Source organism: Pseudomonas asiatica, from assembly GCF_009932335.1.
Lineage (GTDB): Bacteria > Pseudomonadota > Gammaproteobacteria > Pseudomonadales > Pseudomonadaceae > Aquipseudomonas > Aquipseudomonas asiatica.
In genome coordinates this window covers 532943-551805 of record NZ_BLJF01000001.1, presented here as the reverse complement: position 1 = coordinate 551805, position 18863 = coordinate 532943, and the positions used below count along the sequence as shown (strand labels likewise).

General features: G+C 63.3%; 21 protein-coding genes. 4 read left to right on the top strand and 17 right to left on the bottom strand.

The genetic code is table 11. The features are described from left to right. Positions 1-56: 56 nt before the first annotated feature. Positions 57-476, bottom strand: a complete 420-nt coding sequence (locus GYA95_RS02535; protein WP_024086418.1) for a tetratricopeptide repeat protein — start codon at positions 474-476, stop codon at positions 57-59. A gap of 952 nt (positions 477-1428) precedes the next feature. On the opposite strand from GYA95_RS02535, the gene GYA95_RS02530 reads away from it, so the two are divergent. From GYA95_RS02530 to GYA95_RS02520, 3 genes are all read left to right on the top strand, one after another. Beyond that, positions 1429-1653: a hypothetical protein gene (locus tag GYA95_RS02530; RefSeq protein WP_003257337.1), complete on the top strand. Its 225-nt coding sequence runs from the start codon at positions 1429-1431 to the stop codon at positions 1651-1653. Positions 1654-1902: 249 nt separating this feature from the next. Beyond that, the gene (locus tag GYA95_RS02525; protein ID WP_003257336.1) at positions 1903-2385 is read left to right on the top strand and encodes a hypothetical protein; all 483 of its coding nucleotides are present in this window, start codon (positions 1903-1905) and stop codon (positions 2383-2385) included. A gap of 147 nt (positions 2386-2532) precedes the next feature. After that, positions 2533-3813 carry an OmpP1/FadL family transporter gene (locus tag GYA95_RS02520; protein ID WP_013971392.1) on the top strand — a complete coding sequence of 427 codons (1281 nt, stop codon included), beginning with the start codon at positions 2533-2535 and terminating at the stop codon, positions 3811-3813. Positions 3814-3854: 41 nt separating this feature from the next. Here the strand turns inward: GYA95_RS02520 and GYA95_RS02515 are convergent, their stop codons facing one another. Then, positions 3855-4784: a LysR family transcriptional regulator gene (locus GYA95_RS02515; RefSeq protein WP_015269257.1), complete on the bottom strand. Its 930-nt coding sequence runs from the start codon at positions 4782-4784 to the stop codon at positions 3855-3857. 114 nt (positions 4785-4898) lie between these two features. On the opposite strand from GYA95_RS02515, the gene GYA95_RS02510 reads away from it, so the two are divergent. Further along, complete coding sequence (locus tag GYA95_RS02510; protein ID WP_080604846.1) at positions 4899-5159, top strand: DUF2798 domain-containing protein; 261 nt, start codon at positions 4899-4901, stop codon at positions 5157-5159. A gap of 1005 nt (positions 5160-6164) precedes the next feature. On the opposite strand, the gene GYA95_RS02505 is transcribed toward GYA95_RS02510, so the two are convergent. The 15 genes from GYA95_RS02505 to cobO all read right to left on the bottom strand — a co-directional run bounded on the left by GYA95_RS02505 (position 6165) and on the right by cobO (position 18826). Then, a complete protein-coding gene (locus tag GYA95_RS02505; RefSeq protein ID WP_015269254.1) occupies positions 6165-6716 on the bottom strand; it encodes a glutathione peroxidase in 552 nt (183 codons plus the stop codon). Positions 6717-6762: 46 nt separating this feature from the next. Further along, positions 6763-6885 (bottom strand): hypothetical protein, encoded by a 123-nt coding sequence (locus GYA95_RS28115; RefSeq protein WP_013971388.1) that lies wholly within the window; start codon positions 6883-6885, stop codon positions 6763-6765. Continuing rightward, positions 6882-8084, bottom strand: a complete 1203-nt coding sequence (locus tag GYA95_RS02500; protein WP_015269253.1) for an MFS transporter — start codon at positions 8082-8084, stop codon at positions 6882-6884. The genes GYA95_RS28115 and GYA95_RS02500 overlap by 4 nt, the downstream gene beginning before the upstream one ends. A gap of 64 nt (positions 8085-8148) precedes the next feature. Further along, the gene (locus GYA95_RS02495; RefSeq protein WP_013971386.1) at positions 8149-8553 is read right to left on the bottom strand and encodes a MarR family winged helix-turn-helix transcriptional regulator; all 405 of its coding nucleotides are present in this window, start codon (positions 8551-8553) and stop codon (positions 8149-8151) included. Positions 8554-8613: 60 nt separating this feature from the next. Next, the gene (locus GYA95_RS02490) at positions 8614-9729 is read right to left on the bottom strand and encodes a glycoside hydrolase family 5 protein (RefSeq protein WP_170976290.1); all 1116 of its coding nucleotides are present in this window, start codon (positions 9727-9729) and stop codon (positions 8614-8616) included. 343 nt (positions 9730-10072) lie between these two features. After that, positions 10073-10795, bottom strand: coding sequence for an adenosylcobinamide-GDP ribazoletransferase (locus GYA95_RS02485; protein WP_015269251.1), 723 nt, complete (start codon positions 10793-10795; stop codon positions 10073-10075). A 1-nt stretch (position 10796) separates the two neighbouring features. Continuing rightward, the gene (locus GYA95_RS02480; RefSeq protein ID WP_015269250.1) at positions 10797-11363 is read right to left on the bottom strand and encodes a histidine phosphatase family protein; all 567 of its coding nucleotides are present in this window, start codon (positions 11361-11363) and stop codon (positions 10797-10799) included. Further along, positions 11360-12415 carry a nicotinate-nucleotide--dimethylbenzimidazole phosphoribosyltransferase gene (gene cobT, locus GYA95_RS02475; protein WP_015269249.1) on the bottom strand — a complete coding sequence of 352 codons (1056 nt, stop codon included), beginning with the start codon at positions 12413-12415 and terminating at the stop codon, positions 11360-11362. Before cobT ends, GYA95_RS02480 begins: the two co-directional genes overlap by 4 nt. Beyond that, complete coding sequence (gene cobU / locus GYA95_RS02470; protein WP_015269248.1) at positions 12412-12933, bottom strand: bifunctional adenosylcobinamide kinase/adenosylcobinamide-phosphate guanylyltransferase; 522 nt, start codon at positions 12931-12933, stop codon at positions 12412-12414. Before cobU ends, cobT begins: the two co-directional genes overlap by 4 nt. Position 12934: 1 nt before the next feature. Further along, complete coding sequence (locus GYA95_RS02465; RefSeq protein WP_015269247.1) at positions 12935-14389, bottom strand: cobyric acid synthase; 1455 nt, start codon at positions 14387-14389, stop codon at positions 12935-12937. Beyond that, positions 14386-15378, bottom strand: coding sequence for a threonine-phosphate decarboxylase CobD (cobD, locus tag GYA95_RS02460; RefSeq protein ID WP_015269246.1), 993 nt, complete (start codon positions 15376-15378; stop codon positions 14386-14388). Before cobD ends, GYA95_RS02465 begins: the two co-directional genes overlap by 4 nt. Continuing rightward, a complete protein-coding gene (gene cbiB / locus GYA95_RS02455) occupies positions 15371-16279 on the bottom strand; it encodes an adenosylcobinamide-phosphate synthase CbiB (RefSeq protein WP_015269245.1) in 909 nt (302 codons plus the stop codon). Before cbiB ends, cobD begins: the two co-directional genes overlap by 8 nt. Then, complete coding sequence (bluB, locus tag GYA95_RS02450) at positions 16276-16926, bottom strand: 5,6-dimethylbenzimidazole synthase (RefSeq protein WP_015269244.1); 651 nt, start codon at positions 16924-16926, stop codon at positions 16276-16278. Before bluB ends, cbiB begins: the two co-directional genes overlap by 4 nt. After that, positions 16923-18218: a cobyrinate a,c-diamide synthase gene (locus tag GYA95_RS02445; protein ID WP_015269243.1), complete on the bottom strand. Its 1296-nt coding sequence runs from the start codon at positions 18216-18218 to the stop codon at positions 16923-16925. The genes bluB and GYA95_RS02445 overlap by 4 nt, the downstream gene beginning before the upstream one ends. Continuing rightward, positions 18215-18826, bottom strand: coding sequence for a cob(I)yrinic acid a,c-diamide adenosyltransferase (gene cobO, locus GYA95_RS02440; protein WP_013971375.1), 612 nt, complete (start codon positions 18824-18826; stop codon positions 18215-18217). Before cobO ends, GYA95_RS02445 begins: the two co-directional genes overlap by 4 nt. Between the last annotated feature and the right edge of the window lie 37 nt (positions 18827-18863).

Sequence of the window (18863 nt, the reverse complement as noted above, 5' to 3'; positions counted from 1 at the left end):
CTGTTCCGGCCTCTTCGCGGGTAAACCCGCGAAAAGGCCAGTGCTGGCAATACACCTCAGGCATGGAACCACTGCCGCAAAAGCCGCCGTGCTTCCTGCGACCCTTGCCCTGCCGCCAGCTCCAGCCAGTACCGCGCCTGCTCCGGCTCGTTGTGCTGGCACAGCCGTGCATACTCCAGTTGCGCGCGCCGATCACCGGCGCGGGCCGCCTGGCGCAGCAGTTCATGGCCAATACGCCGGTCACGGGCATTGCCGCAATCACGGCACAACATCTGTCCCAGGCGGCTTTGCGCCACTACCACACCCTGACGCGCCGGCTGTTTCAACAGGCGCCCGGCCAAGTGCTTGACCTGCGGCTTGTCACCCAGGCGCGGGTTGTCGAGCAGCCACAAGGCCACTTTGAGGGAGAAACGTTTGGGGGGAGGCGCAGGCGTCGATGCAGCAGGGCTGGCGAGGTGTTTACCGCGAAACTTCATGAGCAACAGGATTGGCAACTCGAAAGGCGCGCCACTCTACCCTTTTTTTTGCGACATGGCCTTCCGATTTCTGCAGGATTGAAAAAATTTTCAATGATCTTTTCTTGACGTTTTCAAGTGGATGACCAACTGGCCTCCTGAAGCATGTAGATTGTCGGACAGTTCACTGTATTGCTGGCACGCCCGTCCTAGAGCAAGCGCCAGGGACAATCCACAGTTCCTGTGGATAACTCGGTGGACAACCCCCTGGCATCCCCCGCAAACCCCTATGAATTGGGGCTTTCGCTCAAACTGACGATTTTTTCACCAGCTAAAAATAGTGTTTTTTTTCATTGACTTAACCGGCCAGTCAAGGCATTGGCGAGGCTGTCATCGCATGCTGCAAGGCAGTTGCAAGCGCTGCTCCAAATGTGAACAAGTGCACCAAAAACCTTCAATTGAATGCACGAAATCGGTACATCAGGCCGGATACGGGGCTTTTGCAGCCCCTTCCCATCAGGGAAAATACGCGCCATACTGCGCGGCTAACCTGTATTAACACAAAGTCCTTGCCAAGCACCTGTATTTTCGCTAAGGTGCGCATCGTTAGTACCAAGCTGAAAGTCAATTCTGGCCTTAAGCGTCCTTGCAGACACACTCCTCCCAAGGGTGACGCTGCTGAAACCAGGACCGGCCCATTCGATGATTCACTCGCCAGCCCTGCGCTGTTCAAGCACGAATCACGTGACAGATTGATCAGGATCCCACCCCGACGGCCTAGAACCTTGGCCCCGGCGTGCTGCCTGTCCTCTGAAGTACCTACCAGTCAGCCCACGCGCCCACCTTTGATTGCGCTCCCTCTGGCTGCCCTGTTCCAGTCAGGTTCGTTCGTCCCTTAATAAAGGCGTCACTGGAACGTTTCTATCATGCACGGATCATAACCCCCGTGTTTAAAGCAGGAACCTCCAACAATATGCAAACTCATCATCAGATTCAGGCTGCCATTGGCACCCTCTCCCAGGCCTTCTCGCCGTTGAAGTGCCTTATCGTTGCCCCTCGCAAAGGCAGCTTCAGCTTCACCCTGGTAGACGAACACGGCGTCGCCTGCCACACCGAACGCCTGTACCCTGAACAGTACAGCCGCAGTGAACCGCTGCAGGCGGTCATCGCTCGAACCCGCCAGTCGCTCACCGCGTGAGCGGCGAATGCTGCGGTATTCAAGCGCTGAATCATCCCATCGCAAGCCTGCCTGAACGTTCGTGGCGTAATTGCCTTAAGGCATATAGCCAAGTACGTCAGGCAGCAATCGATTTAAAAACAGCCCTTTACACCACGATTATCACACTACACTTCAACTCGAGCGGTGCTTGCCGCTTCCGGCGGGCCTGATCACTCACCAGCTGCCAAGCTCCAGCGCCCGTCCGGCCCTTAACTGCTCGAGGGCATCATGGGTATCGCGGCGAATGAATTGTGTCAGTATGTGATCCGACCCACCCTGGTCTACCTGAACCGTCACTGCGCCAGCGCCGAAGCCTTGTTGCTTGGCATCGCCGCCAGCCAGTCGGCCCTGGGGTCGGCCTTGCACGACCGTCGTGGGCACGGTCTGTACCGTATTGGCGAACACCGTCACCAGGCTATCTGGGACGACTATCTTGCCCGTGACCCCGACCTGGCCAGCCTGGTCCGCGGCCTGGCCAGCCAGCACGCCTTCCTCGGCGGCCCGCACCTGGAACTCACCGTCAACCTGCGTTATTCAACCGCGATTGCCTGGATGCTCATCGAAGAGCAGGCCACGCCACTGCCGGCCGCCGATGACCTTCTCGCACTTGCGCGAATCTGGCGACAGATTTTCAACCCCCAAGGTCGCCTGCGCGACTTCACACACGCCTGGCATACCTGCATAGATCAGAGATTGCCGCAGGCATCTTAAGACGCGTCCTACAACGCACCCGGAAAAAAGGGAATTTTGGTCGGATTGTCCTACAAAACCGCTCTATCTCCTGCGATTGAGGCTATAGCGCGGCGCGTGATTTGTTGGTAGCTTTTCGCCCCGGAGATCCCAAGGAGTTTTCTAATAATGAAAAAAGTAATGCTCAAAGCCTCCCTCGGCGTAGCCGTTGCACTTGCTTCCAGCCAACTGCTCGCCGCAGGTTTCGCGCTGAACGAACAAAGCATCAGCGGCATGGGAACCGGGTTTGCGGGACGTTCGTCTTCTGCCGAAGATGCCAGCACGGTGTATGGCAACCCTGCGGGCATGTCTCGCCTCAAGCGCGAACAGGTCACCGTGGGTGGCGCGGCTGTCATTGCCAAAACTGATATTTCGGGTCGTGGTAGCAATTTCGGGGGGGAAACCGATGGCGACATGGTCCCGGTCGTGGGTGTACCCATGGGCTATTACGTCAAACCGATCGATGATCACTGGAGCGTCGGTTTCGGCGTTTACGTGCCATACGGCCTGATCACGGACTACGGCAGCGACGACGCGGCACGCTACTGGGGCAAGAAGAGCAAGGTCGAGGTCGTCACCTTCCAGCCAACCATCAGCTATGCCTTCAACGACAAGGTGTCGATCGGTTTCGGTCCGACCATCAACCGTATCAAGGGTGAACTGGGCTCGAATCTGTCCAGCAAGGCGCTGCTGGGCCCGAACGGGCCGGATGGCGAAATCAAGATCAAGGGCGACGACACCGCGATCGGTTACAACATTGGCGTCCTCGTACAAGCTACAGACCGTACCCGCCTGGGCCTGACCTATCACTCGATGGTCGACTACAAGCTTGAAGGCGACACGCGAGTGTCGTACCCGATTGCAGCCCTCGGCCTGAACGGCAAATTCGACGCCAGCCTGAAAATAAAGACGCCAGAATCGGTGGACTTCTCGATCACCCATGAACTGGATGACCAGTGGACACTCTATGCGGGTAGCACCTGGACTCGCTGGAGCCGCCTGGAGAGCATCGTTGTCAAGAACGAAGCACCGGCGGGCTACCCACTGCAGACCATCACCGAAGAGCAAAACTGGCATGACACCTGGGCACACGCCATTGGTGCTGCCTACAAGGTGAACAAGGAGTGGACCCTGCGTGCAGGCTTCTCCGTCGACCAGTCGCCCACCAACAACCATGATCGCTCGCCACGCATTCCTACCGGCGACCGCAAGGCTGTCAGCTTTGGTGCCGGTTGGAGCCCGAACGACGACATGACCATCGATGTTGCCTACTCGTATCTGTGGGAAGAGGATACCAAGGTGAACAATGTGTCCGGCTCGCCGACACAACAGGCGCTGAAAGGCACCTATCAGGCCAAGTATGAGAACAGTGCTCACGGTATTGGTGCATCCCTTACCTACCGCTTCTGATTCATACGCGTGACATGAAAACCGCCCTCGTGGCGGTTTTTTTACACCTTCACCAGCCAGTCATCGCCCAGGCATTCGCGCAGGTAGTCCATGAACACCTGTACTTTTGCGGTCATGGCAAAGCGGTCGGCCAGGCACAGATAGATATCCATCGGTTCGGTCTGGGCATAGGCCTGGCCGCTATCGCTGTATTCGAACAACGGCACCAGCGCCCCGTTATCCAGATGCGGCCTTACGATGAACTCGGCAAGGCGGGTGATGCCGCCATCGTGCAGCGCCATCTGGGTCAGGGCATCGATGTCGTCGCTGATCAGGACACTACCGAACTCTGCCTCGAACCGCAGCCCGTCGCGCATGAACCCCCAACGCAGGAAGCGCCCATCCACCGGGTAGCGGAACACCAGGCAGCGGTGGTCACGCAAGGCCTCGGGCGTGGCCGGCACGCCGGCGCTTTGCAGGTAACCGGGCGAGGCACAGCATATGAACGGTATACGGGCGATATGCCGGGCCAGCAACTGGTCTTCGAGTTGCGGGGCAATGCGCAGGCTCACGTCCACATCCTCCCGCGCGTGGTTGACCCGGCGATCAGTCGTTACCAACTCTATCGAAAGCAGTGGGTAGCGGGCGCTGAACGCAGGTATCAATGGCGCCAGCACGTGGCGACCGAAGGCGGACGTCGAGGCAATGCACAGCCGCCCTTGGGGCTCACTGTCGGGGGTGGTGACGGCCTGTTCGGCCAAGGCCAGGTCGCGCTCGATGTGCCTGACGCGTTCGTAATACTGGGTACCGGCGGGTGTCAGCGCCATGCTGCGGGTGGTGCGGCTGAGAAGGCGAACCTGTAAGTGACCTTCCAGGCGTGCCAGGTTCTGGCTGACCGCAGCCGGGCTCAGGCCCAGGTTGCGGGCACCGGCGGCGATACTGCCGGCCTCGACAACCTTGATGAAGCTGCGAATGGCGTTGAGCAGGTCCATGCTGAGCCCTTTGATTCGTAAGAATCTCTTTATAAAGAACTCAATACGACTGGTCTACAACTGTTGCCAGGTGCGTTGCTAACCTGCGTCTCTACTTACTTTTCAGGAGTTCGCATGAGCAACTTGTCCCAGGCACGCAGCCGACGCAAATTGCATCCCGCCGCCACGCCTTACGTTTTTGCCTTTTACATGTCGTCGATCATGGCGCTATTGATGTGTTTCGTGATCACGGCAGCGAATGCGGGGGTCAACCCTGAGTACCTTAGCAACGTGCTGAAGGCTTACCAATTGGCAATGCCTGTGGCGTTCGTTTGTGTATTGATGGTCAGGCCGGTGGTGGTGCGGTTGGTGGCGATTACTGTGCATGCAAAGTGAAGTAACCCCAAAGCCCAGGCAAGCCCCCTGCTCTTGCTCTTGCTCTTGCTCTTGCTCTTGCTCTTGCTCTTGCTCTTGCTCTTGCTCTTGCTCTTGCTCTTGCTCTTGCTCTTGCTCTTGCTCTTGCTCTTGCTCTTGCTCTTGCTCTGCTCTTGCTCTTGCTCTTGCTCTTGCTCTTGCTCTTGCTCTTGCTCTTGCTCTTGTCTTGATCTTGATCTTGATCTTGATCTTGATCTTGATCTTGATCTTGATCTTGATCTTGATCTTGATCTTGATCTTGATCTTGATCTTGATCTTGATCTTGATCTTGATCTTGATCTTGATCTTCGCGACTTCAGGAGGCCGAGCAGAGGTCTTGCGGAGGGAGGTGACGGGCATGGATGCCCGTCAAGCGCTGAGGCCCCATGGATGGGGCCTGCAGCGCGTACTCCCGGGAGCAAGACCGGCGCGAGGGAACCCCGGAGCGCAGCGCAGGGGCCGGATGATGGGAGCGCAGCGTTTTTTGGTTACTTTTTGCCGCGTTTGGCAAAAAGTGACTCGCCGTAAGGGCGAAAAGGTGAGTAAGCGTCGCCATCGTAAATGGACTATACGCGAGATCAATACCAGTACTTTTCCGCTCTTCGCTCTTCGCTCTTCGCTTTCAAGCGTGGGCATCAACAACAAGGTCAACATTCATTTTCGAAGGTGGCGCTTAATCACCTTTCCGCCCTTACGGCGGGTCACTTTTTGTCAAACGCGACAAAAAGTAACCAAAAAACGCTGGCTCCCATCATCCGGCCCCTACGCTGCGCTCCGGGGTCCCCTCGCTACGGGCCTGCTCCCGGGAGTACGCGCTGCAGGCCCCATCCATGGGGCCTCAGCGCTTGACGGGCATCCATGCCCGTCACCTCCCTCCGCAGTCCCTTCGCTCGGCCTCCTGAAGTCGCAATCTGCAGCGCCTGCACTATCGCGCACTTAGAAGCAAAAGCCAAAGCAAGAGCAAGAGCAAGAGCAAGAGCTGCTAGGTTATGGCTGGGAGGCAATGGCCTTTTCGATGGCTGCCCGGAATGCTGGATCATCCGGCTTGGTCAGGCTGGAAAAGTTATCAATCACCTTGCCCTTTCGGTCCACCACGTACTTGTAGAAATTCCACTTCGGCGCACTGCTCTGGCTTGCCAGCTCCGCGAACAGCGGTATCGCATCCGCCCCCCGCACCGACTGTGTCTTGGTCATGGTAAAGGTAACGCCATAGTTGGCATAACATACCTTGGCTGTCTTCTCGCTGTCGGCGTCCTCCTGCTTGAAGTCATTGGACGGCACGCCAAGCATTTCCAAGCCTTGCCCGTGATATTCCTTGTAGGTCGCTTCAAGCCCCTCGAACTGCGGCGCGAAACCGCAGTAACTGGCCGTATTCACCACCACCAGGGGCTTGCCGGCAAAGCGCTCGCACAGGTCCACCTGCCCCTTGCCCCGCAACTCTGGCAGGCTGCCCTGCAACAACGCCGGGCAATCAGCAGCCCAGCTCGATGCGCTGGCAAGCAGGGCCAGCACCGGCACCGTCAACCAATGTGCACGCATGACTCTTTTCTCCCGCAAGACAATCCTCGAACTTGCAGGGTAGCGCCTAACAAACACTCATGCCCAGTTGCATCAACGCCATCCCGCCCTTGTGCCAGCCCCACCACACCAGCGCCAGCAACGACAGGGCGGCGAGGGCCAGTAGCCCTCGAGCCAGGTAGCGGTTCATGCGGCCTGGGCCTGCAGGCGGGCAACCGGGCGTTCGCGCACGGGCCAATTGAGGGCGGCAGCCAGCAGGCTGAGCAGGATGGAAATCTGCCAGACCAGGTCGTAGCTGCCGGTGCGGTCATACACCACCCCGCCCAACCAACCGCCCAGGAAGGCACCCAGCTGGTGGAACAGGAAGACGATACCGCCAAGCATGGACAAGTTGCGCACGCCGAATACGGTGGCAACGGTACCGTTGGTCAACGGCACCGTGGACAACCACAGCAGGCCCATGGCGATGCCGAACAGATAAGCACTGAATTCGGTCACCGGCGCCCAGAGGAACAGCACGATCACTACCGCACGCAGCAGGTACAACCCGGTCAGCAGGCGCGGCTTGGACATGCGCCCACCCAGCCAGCCGGCAGTGAAGGTACCGACGATATTGAAAAGGCCTACCAGCGCCAGCACCGTGGTGCCGGTAGTCGCGGCCAGATGCTGGTCGACCAGGTAGGCCGGCAGATGCACGCCAATGAACACCACCTGGAAACCACAAACGAAAAAGCCCAGCGCCAGCAACCAGAAGCCTGAGTGCGAGCAAGCCTCGCGCAAAGCCTGGCTCAGGGTCTGTTCGGCTCCATGAGTGGGCAGAGGCCGGTCGCGCAGCAGGCCGACGAAGGGCACGATCAGCGCCACCATCAGGCCCAGTACCAGCAACGCTGCGGACCAGCCCAGCCACTGGATAAGGCCGAGAGTGCCCGGCAACATTGCGAACTGGCCGAAAGAACCGGCAGCGCTGGCAATGCCCATGGCCATGCTGCGCTTTTCCGCAGGCACGGCACGCCCGACCACGCCGAGGATGACCGAGAACGAGGTGCCGGACAGACCGATACCGATCAGCAAGCCGGCACTCAGCGACAACGACCAGGCCGAGTCGGCCATGCCCATCAACACCAACCCGGCAGCGTAGAGAATACCGCCAATGATCACCACCCGCGCCGCACCCATGCGGTCGGCCAGGGCGCCGGCGAACGGTTGCGCCAGCCCCCAGATCAGGTTCTGCAAGGCAATGGCGAAGGCAAACACCTCACGCCCCCAGCCGAAGTCCGCGCTCATAGGCGCCAGGAACAGGCCGAAGCCGTGCCGCACACCCAGGGATAGCGCCAGGATCAGCGCTGCCCCCACCAATACCCACCCGCTGGTTCGCCACACCGAAGTCATTGTCGTTATCTCCAGCACATCGCAAGGTTTTACGGGTATATACCCGCTTATAGTCGTATCAATTTCAAGCCAGCTGGTTCAGCAAACGGACCAGTTCATCCCGCTGCCCTGCCCCCAGCCGCTCCACCAACTCTGCCTGTGCCTGTTCCCAGGCCGGATGGGCCGCGTGCAGCAACTGGGTACCGGCCTCGGTCAGCAGCACCACGCGGTTGCGTTGGTCGTCACCATCGGCCAAGGCCACCAGCCCTTCAGCCTCCAGCACCCGTAGGTTGCGGCCCAGGGTACTGCGCTCCAGGCCCATGGCCTCCGCCAGGGTGGTGATACTGGGACGATCGAGCCGCTGCAGATGACGCAACAGGGAAAACTGGGCGACATTGACCCCAAAGCTGGCAAGGGCCTCGTCGTAATGCCGGCTCACCCCACGGGCGGCGCGACGCAGATGGGTGCAGATGCATTCACTGGTCAACATGGATACGTGTATATACCCGCATCATGTGTGTTGCAAGAGTTTTCACGACTGTCAGACACCTCAGCCTGGGTTCAGGCGCTTGCGAATCGGCTCGAACTCCACCGTGGCCTTGCGCGCCAGCGGGTCTGGAGCGCCCTGCTCGATTGCCTGCCAATAGCGCCACGGTACCCTGGTCGAGCCCAATTCGTAGTCCATGCCGTCCCAGTTATCTTCACGGAAGCTGTAGAAGGCCCAGTGCAACCGGTGGCGATCCAGCACGCTGAGCACGTCTTCCAGGTATTGCCGGCAGCCCGGCAGCCTGCGCATGCAGCCGAACTCACCCACCACCAGCCGCGAGCGGGGCACGTTCATGGCCGCGGCCCAATCCAGCGGCTGGCGCAGGTATTGCGCCACACGCTGGCCATCCCACTGCTGCGTCTGCCCCGCAAACGGTGCCGGGCCGGGATAGGCGATGGGTTGCTTGCGCGTCATGTTCGGTGCACTGGTCACCAGATAGGGCTCGTACATGTGCACGCTGTACAGCACCCGCTGGTCTTCCAGGGGAGCCGGCCAGTAACCGAAGGCATCAGCGGCGGCGAACCAGCCGGCATCGAGCATGACCGGCGTGTCCGCGTCCTCCTCGCGAATGGCCGCTATCAACTGCCGATACAGAGCCGGCAGATCACGCGCACTGCCCTGCTGCCCTGCATACCACTGCTGCATTTGCCCAGGGTCGGCATGCTCGGCCAGGCCACCGTGCTTCTCCGGGGCGGGCTCGTTGACCAGGTTGTAGGCGGCGATGGCCGGGTGACCTTTCAGCTCATGGGCCAGATCCCGCCAGAAGGCCGCAGCCTGCAACCAGTAGCGTTTGTCCTGCCAGAGGCGGTCGTCGAACTGGCCATGGTTGTTTTGCGACCAGCGCATGCCGGGTAGCGAGAGCGGTGCGATGACCACCTTGAGGCCGGCTTGGTGGGCGCGGTCGAGGGTGGCTCGCAGCGTTGCCAGGTCGGCGGCAGGCAGGCCTTGGTAGGCATCGGCATCGCCGAGGAGGAAATCGCGTTCCGCCGGCTGCCATTTGTCGTAAGACAGCCGCACCCACGTCGCGCCATAACCGCTCAAGGCGTCGAAGTAGGCTTGGTCAGGTGGCAGCCGGTTGAAGCTGTTGCCACCGTGGCGGGGGTAGTTCCAGAAATCCATGAGATCGGCTGCCACGGCGGCAGGCCCCATGGCCAGCAAAAACGCAGCAAGAATGACATGACGCATGGTGCCGACACTCCTCGACAGTTTGCGGGAGGGGCAAGCATACGCCAGTGAAAAGATGCCGGTTCTTGCCGATTTTTTTCACGATTTTACCAGCACGTTAGGCTCAGAAACGCCCTACAGAAACATCCTGCTTGCGCGGTCACTTGTAGGAGCGGCCTTGTGTCGCGAAAGGGCTGCAAAGCAGCCCCATGACTTCAGCGTTAGTGCATAAATTGCCGGGGCTGCTTTGCAGCCCATTCGCGACACAAGGCCGCTCCTACAGGGCCCAGAGCAAGGCTCAGAGGCCCAACGCCAACCCCAGCACCACGGCCAGTTCGAGCAACTCCAGCATTGCACCAGCGGTATCGCCGGTAGTCCCGCCCAGGCGCCGGCACATCAGGTGCCGCAACCAGGCAAACACCGCCAACGCCAGCACCACGATCCACCCGCCCAGGACCAGACAGAAAAGCACACAGCCCAGCAGCACCCAGCCGGCCGCATGCCGGGGCAGGTGCTCGGCCAGCGCCTGCCCCAAACCGCCCTGCCGTACATATGGCGTACTCAGGAACAGCCCGAGCATCGCCGCCCGCCCGATCAACGGTGCCAGTAGCAACTGTGCGCCAATGCCCTGCTCGACCAGCACCCACAAAGCGCAGAACTTCAGCAACAGCACCAGCACCAGGGTGACCACGGCAATCGGCCCGCTACGTGGGTCCTTCATGATCAGCAAGGTGCGTTCGCGGTCACCGAAACCGCCAAGCCAAGCGTCGGCGCTGTCCGCCAGGCCATCCAGGTGCAAGGCGCCACTGAGCAACACCCACAACGTGAGCAGCAGGGCCGCGTGCAGCGACGCAGGCGTGCCCTGCAGCAGGTAGCTGGCCAGCCACAGCAACAGGCCGAACAGCAACCCGACCAGCGGGTAGCAGAGCAGCGAGCGCCCCACCTCGCGCGGCGCCGGCATGCCCGGCAGACTCACCGGCAGGCTGCTGAGAAACTGCAAGGCAATCCACAACGGCAACATGTCAGCGCCCCTCGACCCACTGGCCGTCGTCACCCGGCACCAGTCGCATCAGCGCAGCGTGGCCGACTTCGACCTGCAGCAACTGCGCCCTTGGCAAACCACGGGCACGTGCCAGCAGCAGCCGCATCACACCGCCATGGGTGACCAGCAGCACGCGCTTGCCAGCATGCTGGCGCCCCAGGCGCTCGACAGCAGCCAGCACTCGCTCGGCGAACGCCTCGACTGGCTCGCCATTAGGTGGCGTAAACGCGTAAGGGTCCGCCCAGAAGCGCCCCAGCGCGTCCGCCTGGTCTTCCATGATCTGCGCGGCACTACGGCCCTCCCAGTCGCCAAAATGCAGCTCCTGCAATGCCGCTTCGCGCTGCACAGGCAGGTTCAGCCGCTCGCCCAGTTCCTCGGCAAAACGCGCACAGCGCTGCAGCGGCGAACTGACCAGCACCTCCCACGGGCCGGCTTCGGCCACGGCTTCACGCATCTGCGCCCAGCCCTTGTCGGTCAAGGCATCATCAAGGCTGCCACGCAGGCCGCCCTGTTCCGTTTCGCCATGGCGCAGCAGGTCGAGGATCATGCCGGGCGGTCCGCCACCGCAGCCTCGGCAAAGGTCGCCATCTGCCCGTGCAACGCACAGGCCAGGCGCAACAGCGGCACGGCCAGGGCAGCCCCACTGCCCTCGCCCAGGCGCAGGCCCAGGGCCAGCAACGGCTCGGCCTGCAAGGCGTCGAGCAAGGCTTTGTGCCCAGGCTCTGCGCCTTGGTGGGCAAACACCAGCCAGGCCCGACACTGCGGGTTGAGACGCACCGCCAGCAGCGCGGCGACACTGCAGATGAAGCCGTCCACCAGTACCGCGATACCCGCCTGCGCGCAGCCAATGTAGGCACCGGCCAAGGCCGCGATCTCGAAACCACCGACACAGCCCAGTGCCTGCAATGGATCGTTGGCGCTAAGGCCATGCAGGCTCAACGCACGCTCGATGACCTCGGCCTTGTGCCGCACCCCGGCGTGGTCCAGGCCGGTACCCGGGCCACTCAATTCAGCCGGCGGGCAGCCGAGCAACACGCTGGCCAGGGCAGCGGCAGCCGTGGTGTTGCCAATACCCATCTCGCCCCCGATGAACAGCTGCGCGCCCTGTTCGGCGGCGCGCAGGGCACTATCGCGACCGGCCTGCAGGGCGGCCTGCAGCTGGCCCTCGGTCATCGCCGGCTGGCGGGCGAAGTTGGCGGTACCGGCGCCAAGGCGCAGGTGGCGCACGCCAGGCAGTTCCAGGTGGGGGTCGATGGTGCCCAGGTCGACCACTTCCAGACTCGCCTGCAGCTGGCGCGCCAGCACGCTGATTGCCGCGCCACCACCGACGAAGTTGCGCAGCATCTGCCCGGTCACCGCTTGCGGGTAGGCCGAGATGCCTTCCTCGACCACGCCGTGGTCACCGGCAAAAATGCTGATTGCGGCGTTATCCAAGGTCGGCCGTTCACACCCCTGCAGACCGGCCAGCTGAATGGCCAATCCTTCCAGTTGGCCTAGCGAACCGGCAGGTTTGGTCAGCTGTTGCTGACGGGCGCGGGCCTGGTCCATGGCGGCGTTGTCGAGAGGTTGGCAGGCGTCACGCCACCAGGCTTGGGTCATAGTGCAGGTCCTTTGAGCATTAGGGGCAGGCCGGCCACAGTCAGCACCACGCGCTGACAGCGTTCGGCCACGGCCTGGTGCAGCCAGCCGGCCAGGTCGACATAGCGACGAGTCAGCTCGCCCATGGGCACGACGCCCAGGCCGGTTTCGTTACTGACCAGGATGACCGTGCCCGGCAACTGTTCCAGGCAGGCCAGCAGCGCATCACGCTCCTCGGCCAGGCGCTGGTCGTCTTCGAGCATCAGCAGGTTGGTCAGCCACAGGGTCAGACAATCCACCAGCAGGCAGCGCCCTTCGGCCGCTTCGGCGCGCAGTACCGCGGCCAGGGCCAGGGGTTCCTCGATCAACCCCCAGTCATCAGGGCGACGCTGGCGATGCAGCTGCACGCGTTCGTTCATTTCACCATCCAGCGGCTGGCTGGTGGCGATGTAGGTCACCGGCAGGCCACTGGCGCTGGCCAGCTGTTCGGCCAGGCGGCTCTTGCCCGAGCGGGCGCCGCCGAGGATCAGGTTGAGCATGTCAGGCCACCCCACAGAGCTGGCGCAGGCGCGCGGTGTCCAGGTGCTTTTCCACCAGGTCGGCCAGGCGCTCTATATCGCGTTCGCGCAGGGCCTGGTAATCGACGGCCTGCACATCATCCAGCCCAGCCCAGCGCAGCAGCGCCGCGCACGACTGGCTGCCTTCAAACAGGCCGTGCAGGTAGGTGGCAAGTATCTGGCCATCAGCGCTGACAGCACCATCGCAACGGCCATCGGCAAGTTGCACGGCTGGCTGCTCCAGAGCAGGCCCCGTGGTGACGCCGGCATGAATTTCATAACCGGCAACCGGGACTGCTTCGAGGTTCAGTGTGCCGGCAACGTTGCGCAGTTGCTTCTCGGCTTCGAGCACCGTCGCATAATCGAGCAGGCCAAGCCCCGGGCTGGAGCCGGCGGCCCCTTCGAGACCAAGCGGGTCATGCACTTCGCGGCCCAGCATCTGCAGGCCACCGCAGATCCCGATCAGCTTGCCGCCATAGCGCAGGTGCCGGTCGATGGCCTTGTCCCAACCGCGCTCACGCAGTTGCGCCAGGTCGCCGCGCACACTCTTGGAACCCGGCAGGATGATCAGGTCGGCGGCCGGGATCGGCTGGCCCGCGCCGATGAACTGCAGGTCCACCTGGGGGTGCAGGCGCAGCGGGTCAAAGTCGGTGTGGTTACTGATACGCGGCAGTGCCGGGACGATCACCTTGAGCACGCGCTCGGCCTTTGCCCCCTGGCGTGCGTCGATGCCGTCTTCGGCTTCCAGATGCAGATCGGTGACATACGGCAGCACGCCCAGCACCGGCTTGCCGGTGCGCTGCTCCAGCCAATCCAGCCCCGGCTGCAGCAAGGCGATGTCGCCGCGGAAGCGGTTGATGACAAAGCCCTTTACCCGCGCCTTCTCACTGGGCGACAGCAGTTCCAGCGTGCCGACCAGATGGGCGAACACACCACCACGATTGATGTCGGCAACCAGGATCACCGGGCAGTCCACCGCTTCGGCAAAGCCCATGTTGGCAATGTCACCGGCACGCAGGTTGATCTCCGCCGGCGAGCCCGCGCCTTCGACCATGACCACCGGCCAAGCAGCACTCAGACGCAGGTGCGAAGCCAGCACCGCCTGCATGGCGATGGCCTTGTAGTCGTGGTAGGCCACCGCGTTCATGCTGGTGACGGCACGGCCATGGATGATCACCTGGGCGCCGGTGTCGCTGTTGGGCTTGAGCAGCACCGGGTTCATGTCGGTGTGTGGTTGCAGCCGGCAGGCCTGGGCCTGCACCGCCTGGGCCCGGCCGATTTCACCGCCATCGGCGGTCACCGCGCTGTTCAGCGCCATGTTCTGCGGCTTGAACGGCACCACGCCGACGCCCTGGCGCAACAGCCAGCGGCACAGTGCGGTCACCAGCGTGCTCTTGCCGGCGTCGGAGGTGGTGCCTTGCACCATGAGGGTGGTCATGCCGTTTCCTTCTGATAGGCCGCCAGGGCCTGGGCCAGGCGCTGTTCGTCCGCCGCATGGGCAGGCAGCCCAAGGCGTACCGCCGACGGCTGCTCGAACAGCCGCACCAGGATGCCGCGGCGGGCAAGAAAGTCATGCAGTTGCGCAGCGTGCTCGCTGCGCACGTACTGGAACAGGTCGCAACCGCCGCTGGGCGCCAGGCCGGCGCTGCGCAACAGCATAGCCAGCCGCTGGCTGGCGGCAGCGCAGCGTTCGACCTGCACACGCTGGGCGGCGTGGTCGGCCAGGCTGGCCTGGGCCAGCACCCGGGTCGGGCCATTGACGGTCCACGGCCCAAGCAACTCGGCCAGGCGCAGCAGCAGGCTGCGTTCGGCGGCAACGAACCCCAGGCGCACGCCGGCCAGGCCGAAGAACTTGCCGAACGAGCGCAGCACAATCAGCCCCGGGCGCTCGGCACAATCGACCACGCTTTGCGCAGGGGTGTTGTCCATGAACGCTTCATCGACCAGCAGCCAACCACCGCGGGCGGCCAGGCGCGCATGCCAATCCAGCAGGCGTTCACGCGGCACCCGGCGGCCGGTGGGGTTGTTGGGGTTGACCAGCACCAGTACGTCGAGGCTGTCGAGCGTCGCCTCTACCTGCGCTTCGTCCAGCTCCAGCAACTGGTGCCCCGCCCGTTGCCAGGCGTATGGGTGCTCGGCATAGCAAGGCGTCAACACCCCCACCCGGCCGGCTGCGCGCAACAGCGGCAAGGCCTGGATCGCGGCCTGGGAACCGGCCACCGCCAGCAATTGGCGGGCGCCGTAATACGCACGCGCGGCGTCCTCCAGGCCGTCCTCGGTCTCCGGCAGGCGGGCCCAGGCCTCCATGGGGATCTGTGGAATCGGGAAAGGCCATGGCGCAATGCCGCTGGACAGGTCGAGCCACTGCTCGCGGGCGATGCCGTATTGCCGTACCGCCCGCAGCAGGCGGCCTCCGTGTTCAAGCATTGATATAGGCCCCCAGGCAGATCACCAGCAGCCATAGCCATACGCCGCGCTGGACCAGGCCCCAGCCGCGCTCGATGGCGTCGGCGTCGGCCATTGGCCCGTCACCCAGGCGTGGCCGCTCATGCAGCTCGCCGTGGTACACCGCCGGGCCACCGAGTTCCACCCCTAACGCACCAGCACCGGCGGCCATCACCGGCCCGGCATTGGGGCTGTCCCACAGCGGGCCCTGCTTGCGCCAGCAGGCCAGGGCCAGGCGGGTCTTGCCCAGCAGCGCGTAGGTCAACGCCACCAGCCTGGCGGGAATATAGTTGAGCACATCATCGACACGCGCCGCACACCAGCCGAAGCGTTCGAAGCGCTCGTTGCGGTAGCCCCACATGGCATCCAAGGTGTTGCTCAGGCGGTACAGCACCACGCCAGGCGCGCCGGCGACCACGAACCAGAACAGCGCGGCGAATACCGCATCGCTGCCATTTTCCAGCACCGATTCGGTGGCCGCCCGGGCCACCGCAGGCTCGTCAAGTTCGCGGGTTTCGCGGCTGACCAGGTAGCCCACACGGCGCCGCGCTTCTTGCAGGTCACCCTGGCGCAAGGCACTGGCCACTGGTAACACGTGTTCACCCAGGCTGCGCAGCCCGACGGCGCAGTAGAGCGCCAGCACGTCGACCAGCCAGCCGATGTACGGCAGCCAGGACAGAATCAGTGCCACCAGGGTAAGCGGCACCACAGCCAGGAACCATGCGCTCACCCCGTGACTGCGCCAGCCGCGCCCACCGGCATTGAGGCGGCGCTCCAGGTTACTGGCCATGTTGCCAAAGGCCACCAGCGGGTGGCGCCGCTGCGGCTCGCCTAGCAAGGCATCCAGGGCCACCCCGGCCACGGTCAGCAAGGCCACGCTCATTGGCGCTCTCCCCATTGGTTCTCAAAGAGCATTTCACTCAAGGGCCGTTCCTCGGCCCAGTTTTCCAGCACCAGCATTGGTGCCGGATAGAACTCGGTCACCGGCCCCAGGCACAGCACCGCGACCGGCTTGGCCCCACTCGGCATACCCAGCAGCGCCGCCAGCGCCTGCGGGTCGAACAGCGACACCCAACCCATGCCAAGGCCTTCGCCACGGGCTGCCAGCCAAAGGTTCTGGATGGCGCAGGCCAGCGAGGCCAGGTCCATTTCCGGCAGGGTGCGGCGGCCGAAGATGTGCGGCTCGCGGTTGTCCATCAGGGCGGCCACCAGCAGCTCGGCGCAGTCATTGATGCCTTCCACCTTCAGTTTCATGAAGGCATCGGAGCGTTCGCCCAAGGCTTCGGCGGTACGCACCCGCTCTGCTTCCACCAACGCCTGGATGCGCGCACGCAAATCGCGCCGGGTGATGCGGATGAAACGCCAGGGCTGCATCAGCCCGACGCTCGGCGCCTGATGCGCGGCGGCCAACAGGCGCCCCAGCAGTTCCGGGGCTACCTCGCCTCCGGCGAAATGGCGCATGTCACGGCGTTCACCGATGGCCCGATAGATCGCGGCGCGCTCGGCGTCGCTGTAGGCGTATTCGCTCATGGTCGCAACAGCGCCGCCGCCGCATCAGGGTTGGAGGGAAAGTAGAAGTGCACGTAGGAAGCCGTCAGCCGACCCAGACGGTACACCGCTTCGTTGCCGCGCCCGCCGTTGGGGCTCAGGCCACGTGCGATCGGCTCCAGTACGGTACTGGTCAACGAATGGTGATAGGTGTGACCGCGCAGGGTGCCTTCCGGCAGTTCCACCGCCTGCAGGGCCAAGGCAGCCAGGCGCTTCTGCATGGTCGCTTCGCCCGGCAGCAGGCCGAGCAGCTCGGCACGCTCGCCGGCCACGTCGGTCAGGGCATCGAGCAGGTACAGCATGCCGCCGCACTCTGCCAGCAACGGTTTGCCCTGGGCGTGATGGGCACGGATCGCCTCGCTCATTGGCGCGTTGGCAGCCAGGGCGTGGTGGTGCAGTTCGGGATAACCGCCCGGCAGATACAGGCTGTCCACTGCTGGTAGTTCGCGGTCATGCAGCGGCGAGAAAAACTCCAGCTGCGCGCCCAGGTTGCGCAGCAGGTCGAGGTTGGCGCCATAGGTGAAGGCAAAGGCCTCGTCCCGCGCCACGCCAATGCGCACACCGGTCAACGAGGCGACACTGGCTTGCGGCTCGGGTTCGGCAAAGGTCACTGGCGGCGGCAAGGCGGCATCGCAACTGGCGCCAAGCGCTTCGGCAGCGGCATCCAGACGAGCGTCCAGGTCGTTCAGCTCGCTGGCCTGGACCAGCCCCAGGTGGCGGCTGGGCAGCTCTATACCGCGCTCGCGGGACAAGCCGCCATACCAGCGCAGGCCTTCGGTCAGGCTACCTTCCAGCAGTTGCGCGTGGCGCAGGCTGCCCACCCGGTTGGCCAACACACCGGCAAACGGCAGGTCCGCCTGGTAGCGTGCCAGGCCCAGGGCCAAGGCGCCAAAGGTCTGGGCCATGGCCGTGCCGTCGATCACTGCCAGTACCGGCACGCCGAAGTGACGCGCCAGGTCGGCGCTGGACGGCGTGCCGTCGAACAGCCCCATCACCCCTTCGATCAGGATCAGGTCGGCCTCCCCGGCTGCCTCCCACAGAAGGCGGCGGCTTTCCTCGGCGCCGATCATCCACAGGTCGAGCTGGTACACCGGCGCGCCGCTGGCCCGCTCAAGGATCATCGGGTCGAGAAAGTCGGGGCCGCACTTGAACACCCGCACCTTGCGCCCAAGGTTGCGGTGCAGGCGGGCCAGGGCGGCGGTGACGGTGGTCTTGCCCTGACCAGAGGCCGGTGCCGCGATCAGTACCGCAGGGCAATGGCGCGACTGGCTCACAGTTCCACGCCCTTCTGTGCACGGATACCGGCCTGGAACGCGTGCTTGAGCATGCCCATTTCGGTCACGGTGTCGGCCAGCTCGATCATCTCGGGTTTCGCGGCACGGCCAGTGACGATCACATGCTGCATCGGTGGGCGAGCCTGGATGTCGGACAGCACCTGGTCAAGGTCGAGGTAGCCGTGCTTGAGGGCGATGTTCAGTTCATCGAGCACCACGAACTGCACGCTAGGGTCTTGCAGCAACTGGCGCGACACAGCCCAGGCCGCTTCGGCGGCGGCAATGTCGCGCTGGCGGTCCTGGGTTTCCCAGGTAAAGCCCTCGCCCATCACGTGGTAGCGCACCTGCTCGGGGAAGCGGCGGAAGAACAGCTCTTCGCCGGTGCTGTTGCGGCCCTTGATGAACTGCACCACACCGCACTGCATGCCATGGCCCAGGGCGCGCGCGAGCATACCGAAGGCCGAGCTGCTCTTGCCTTTGCCATTGCCGGTCAGCACCAGCAGCAGGCCGCATTCGTTGGGGGAATTGGCGATGCGTTCGTCGATGATCGCCTTCTTGCGCTGCATGCGCGCCAGGTGGCGTTCGTCGCGTTCGGTGGATTCGCTCATCAGGGTTCTCCGCTGGCTGGCGCCACGGCAACGCGCG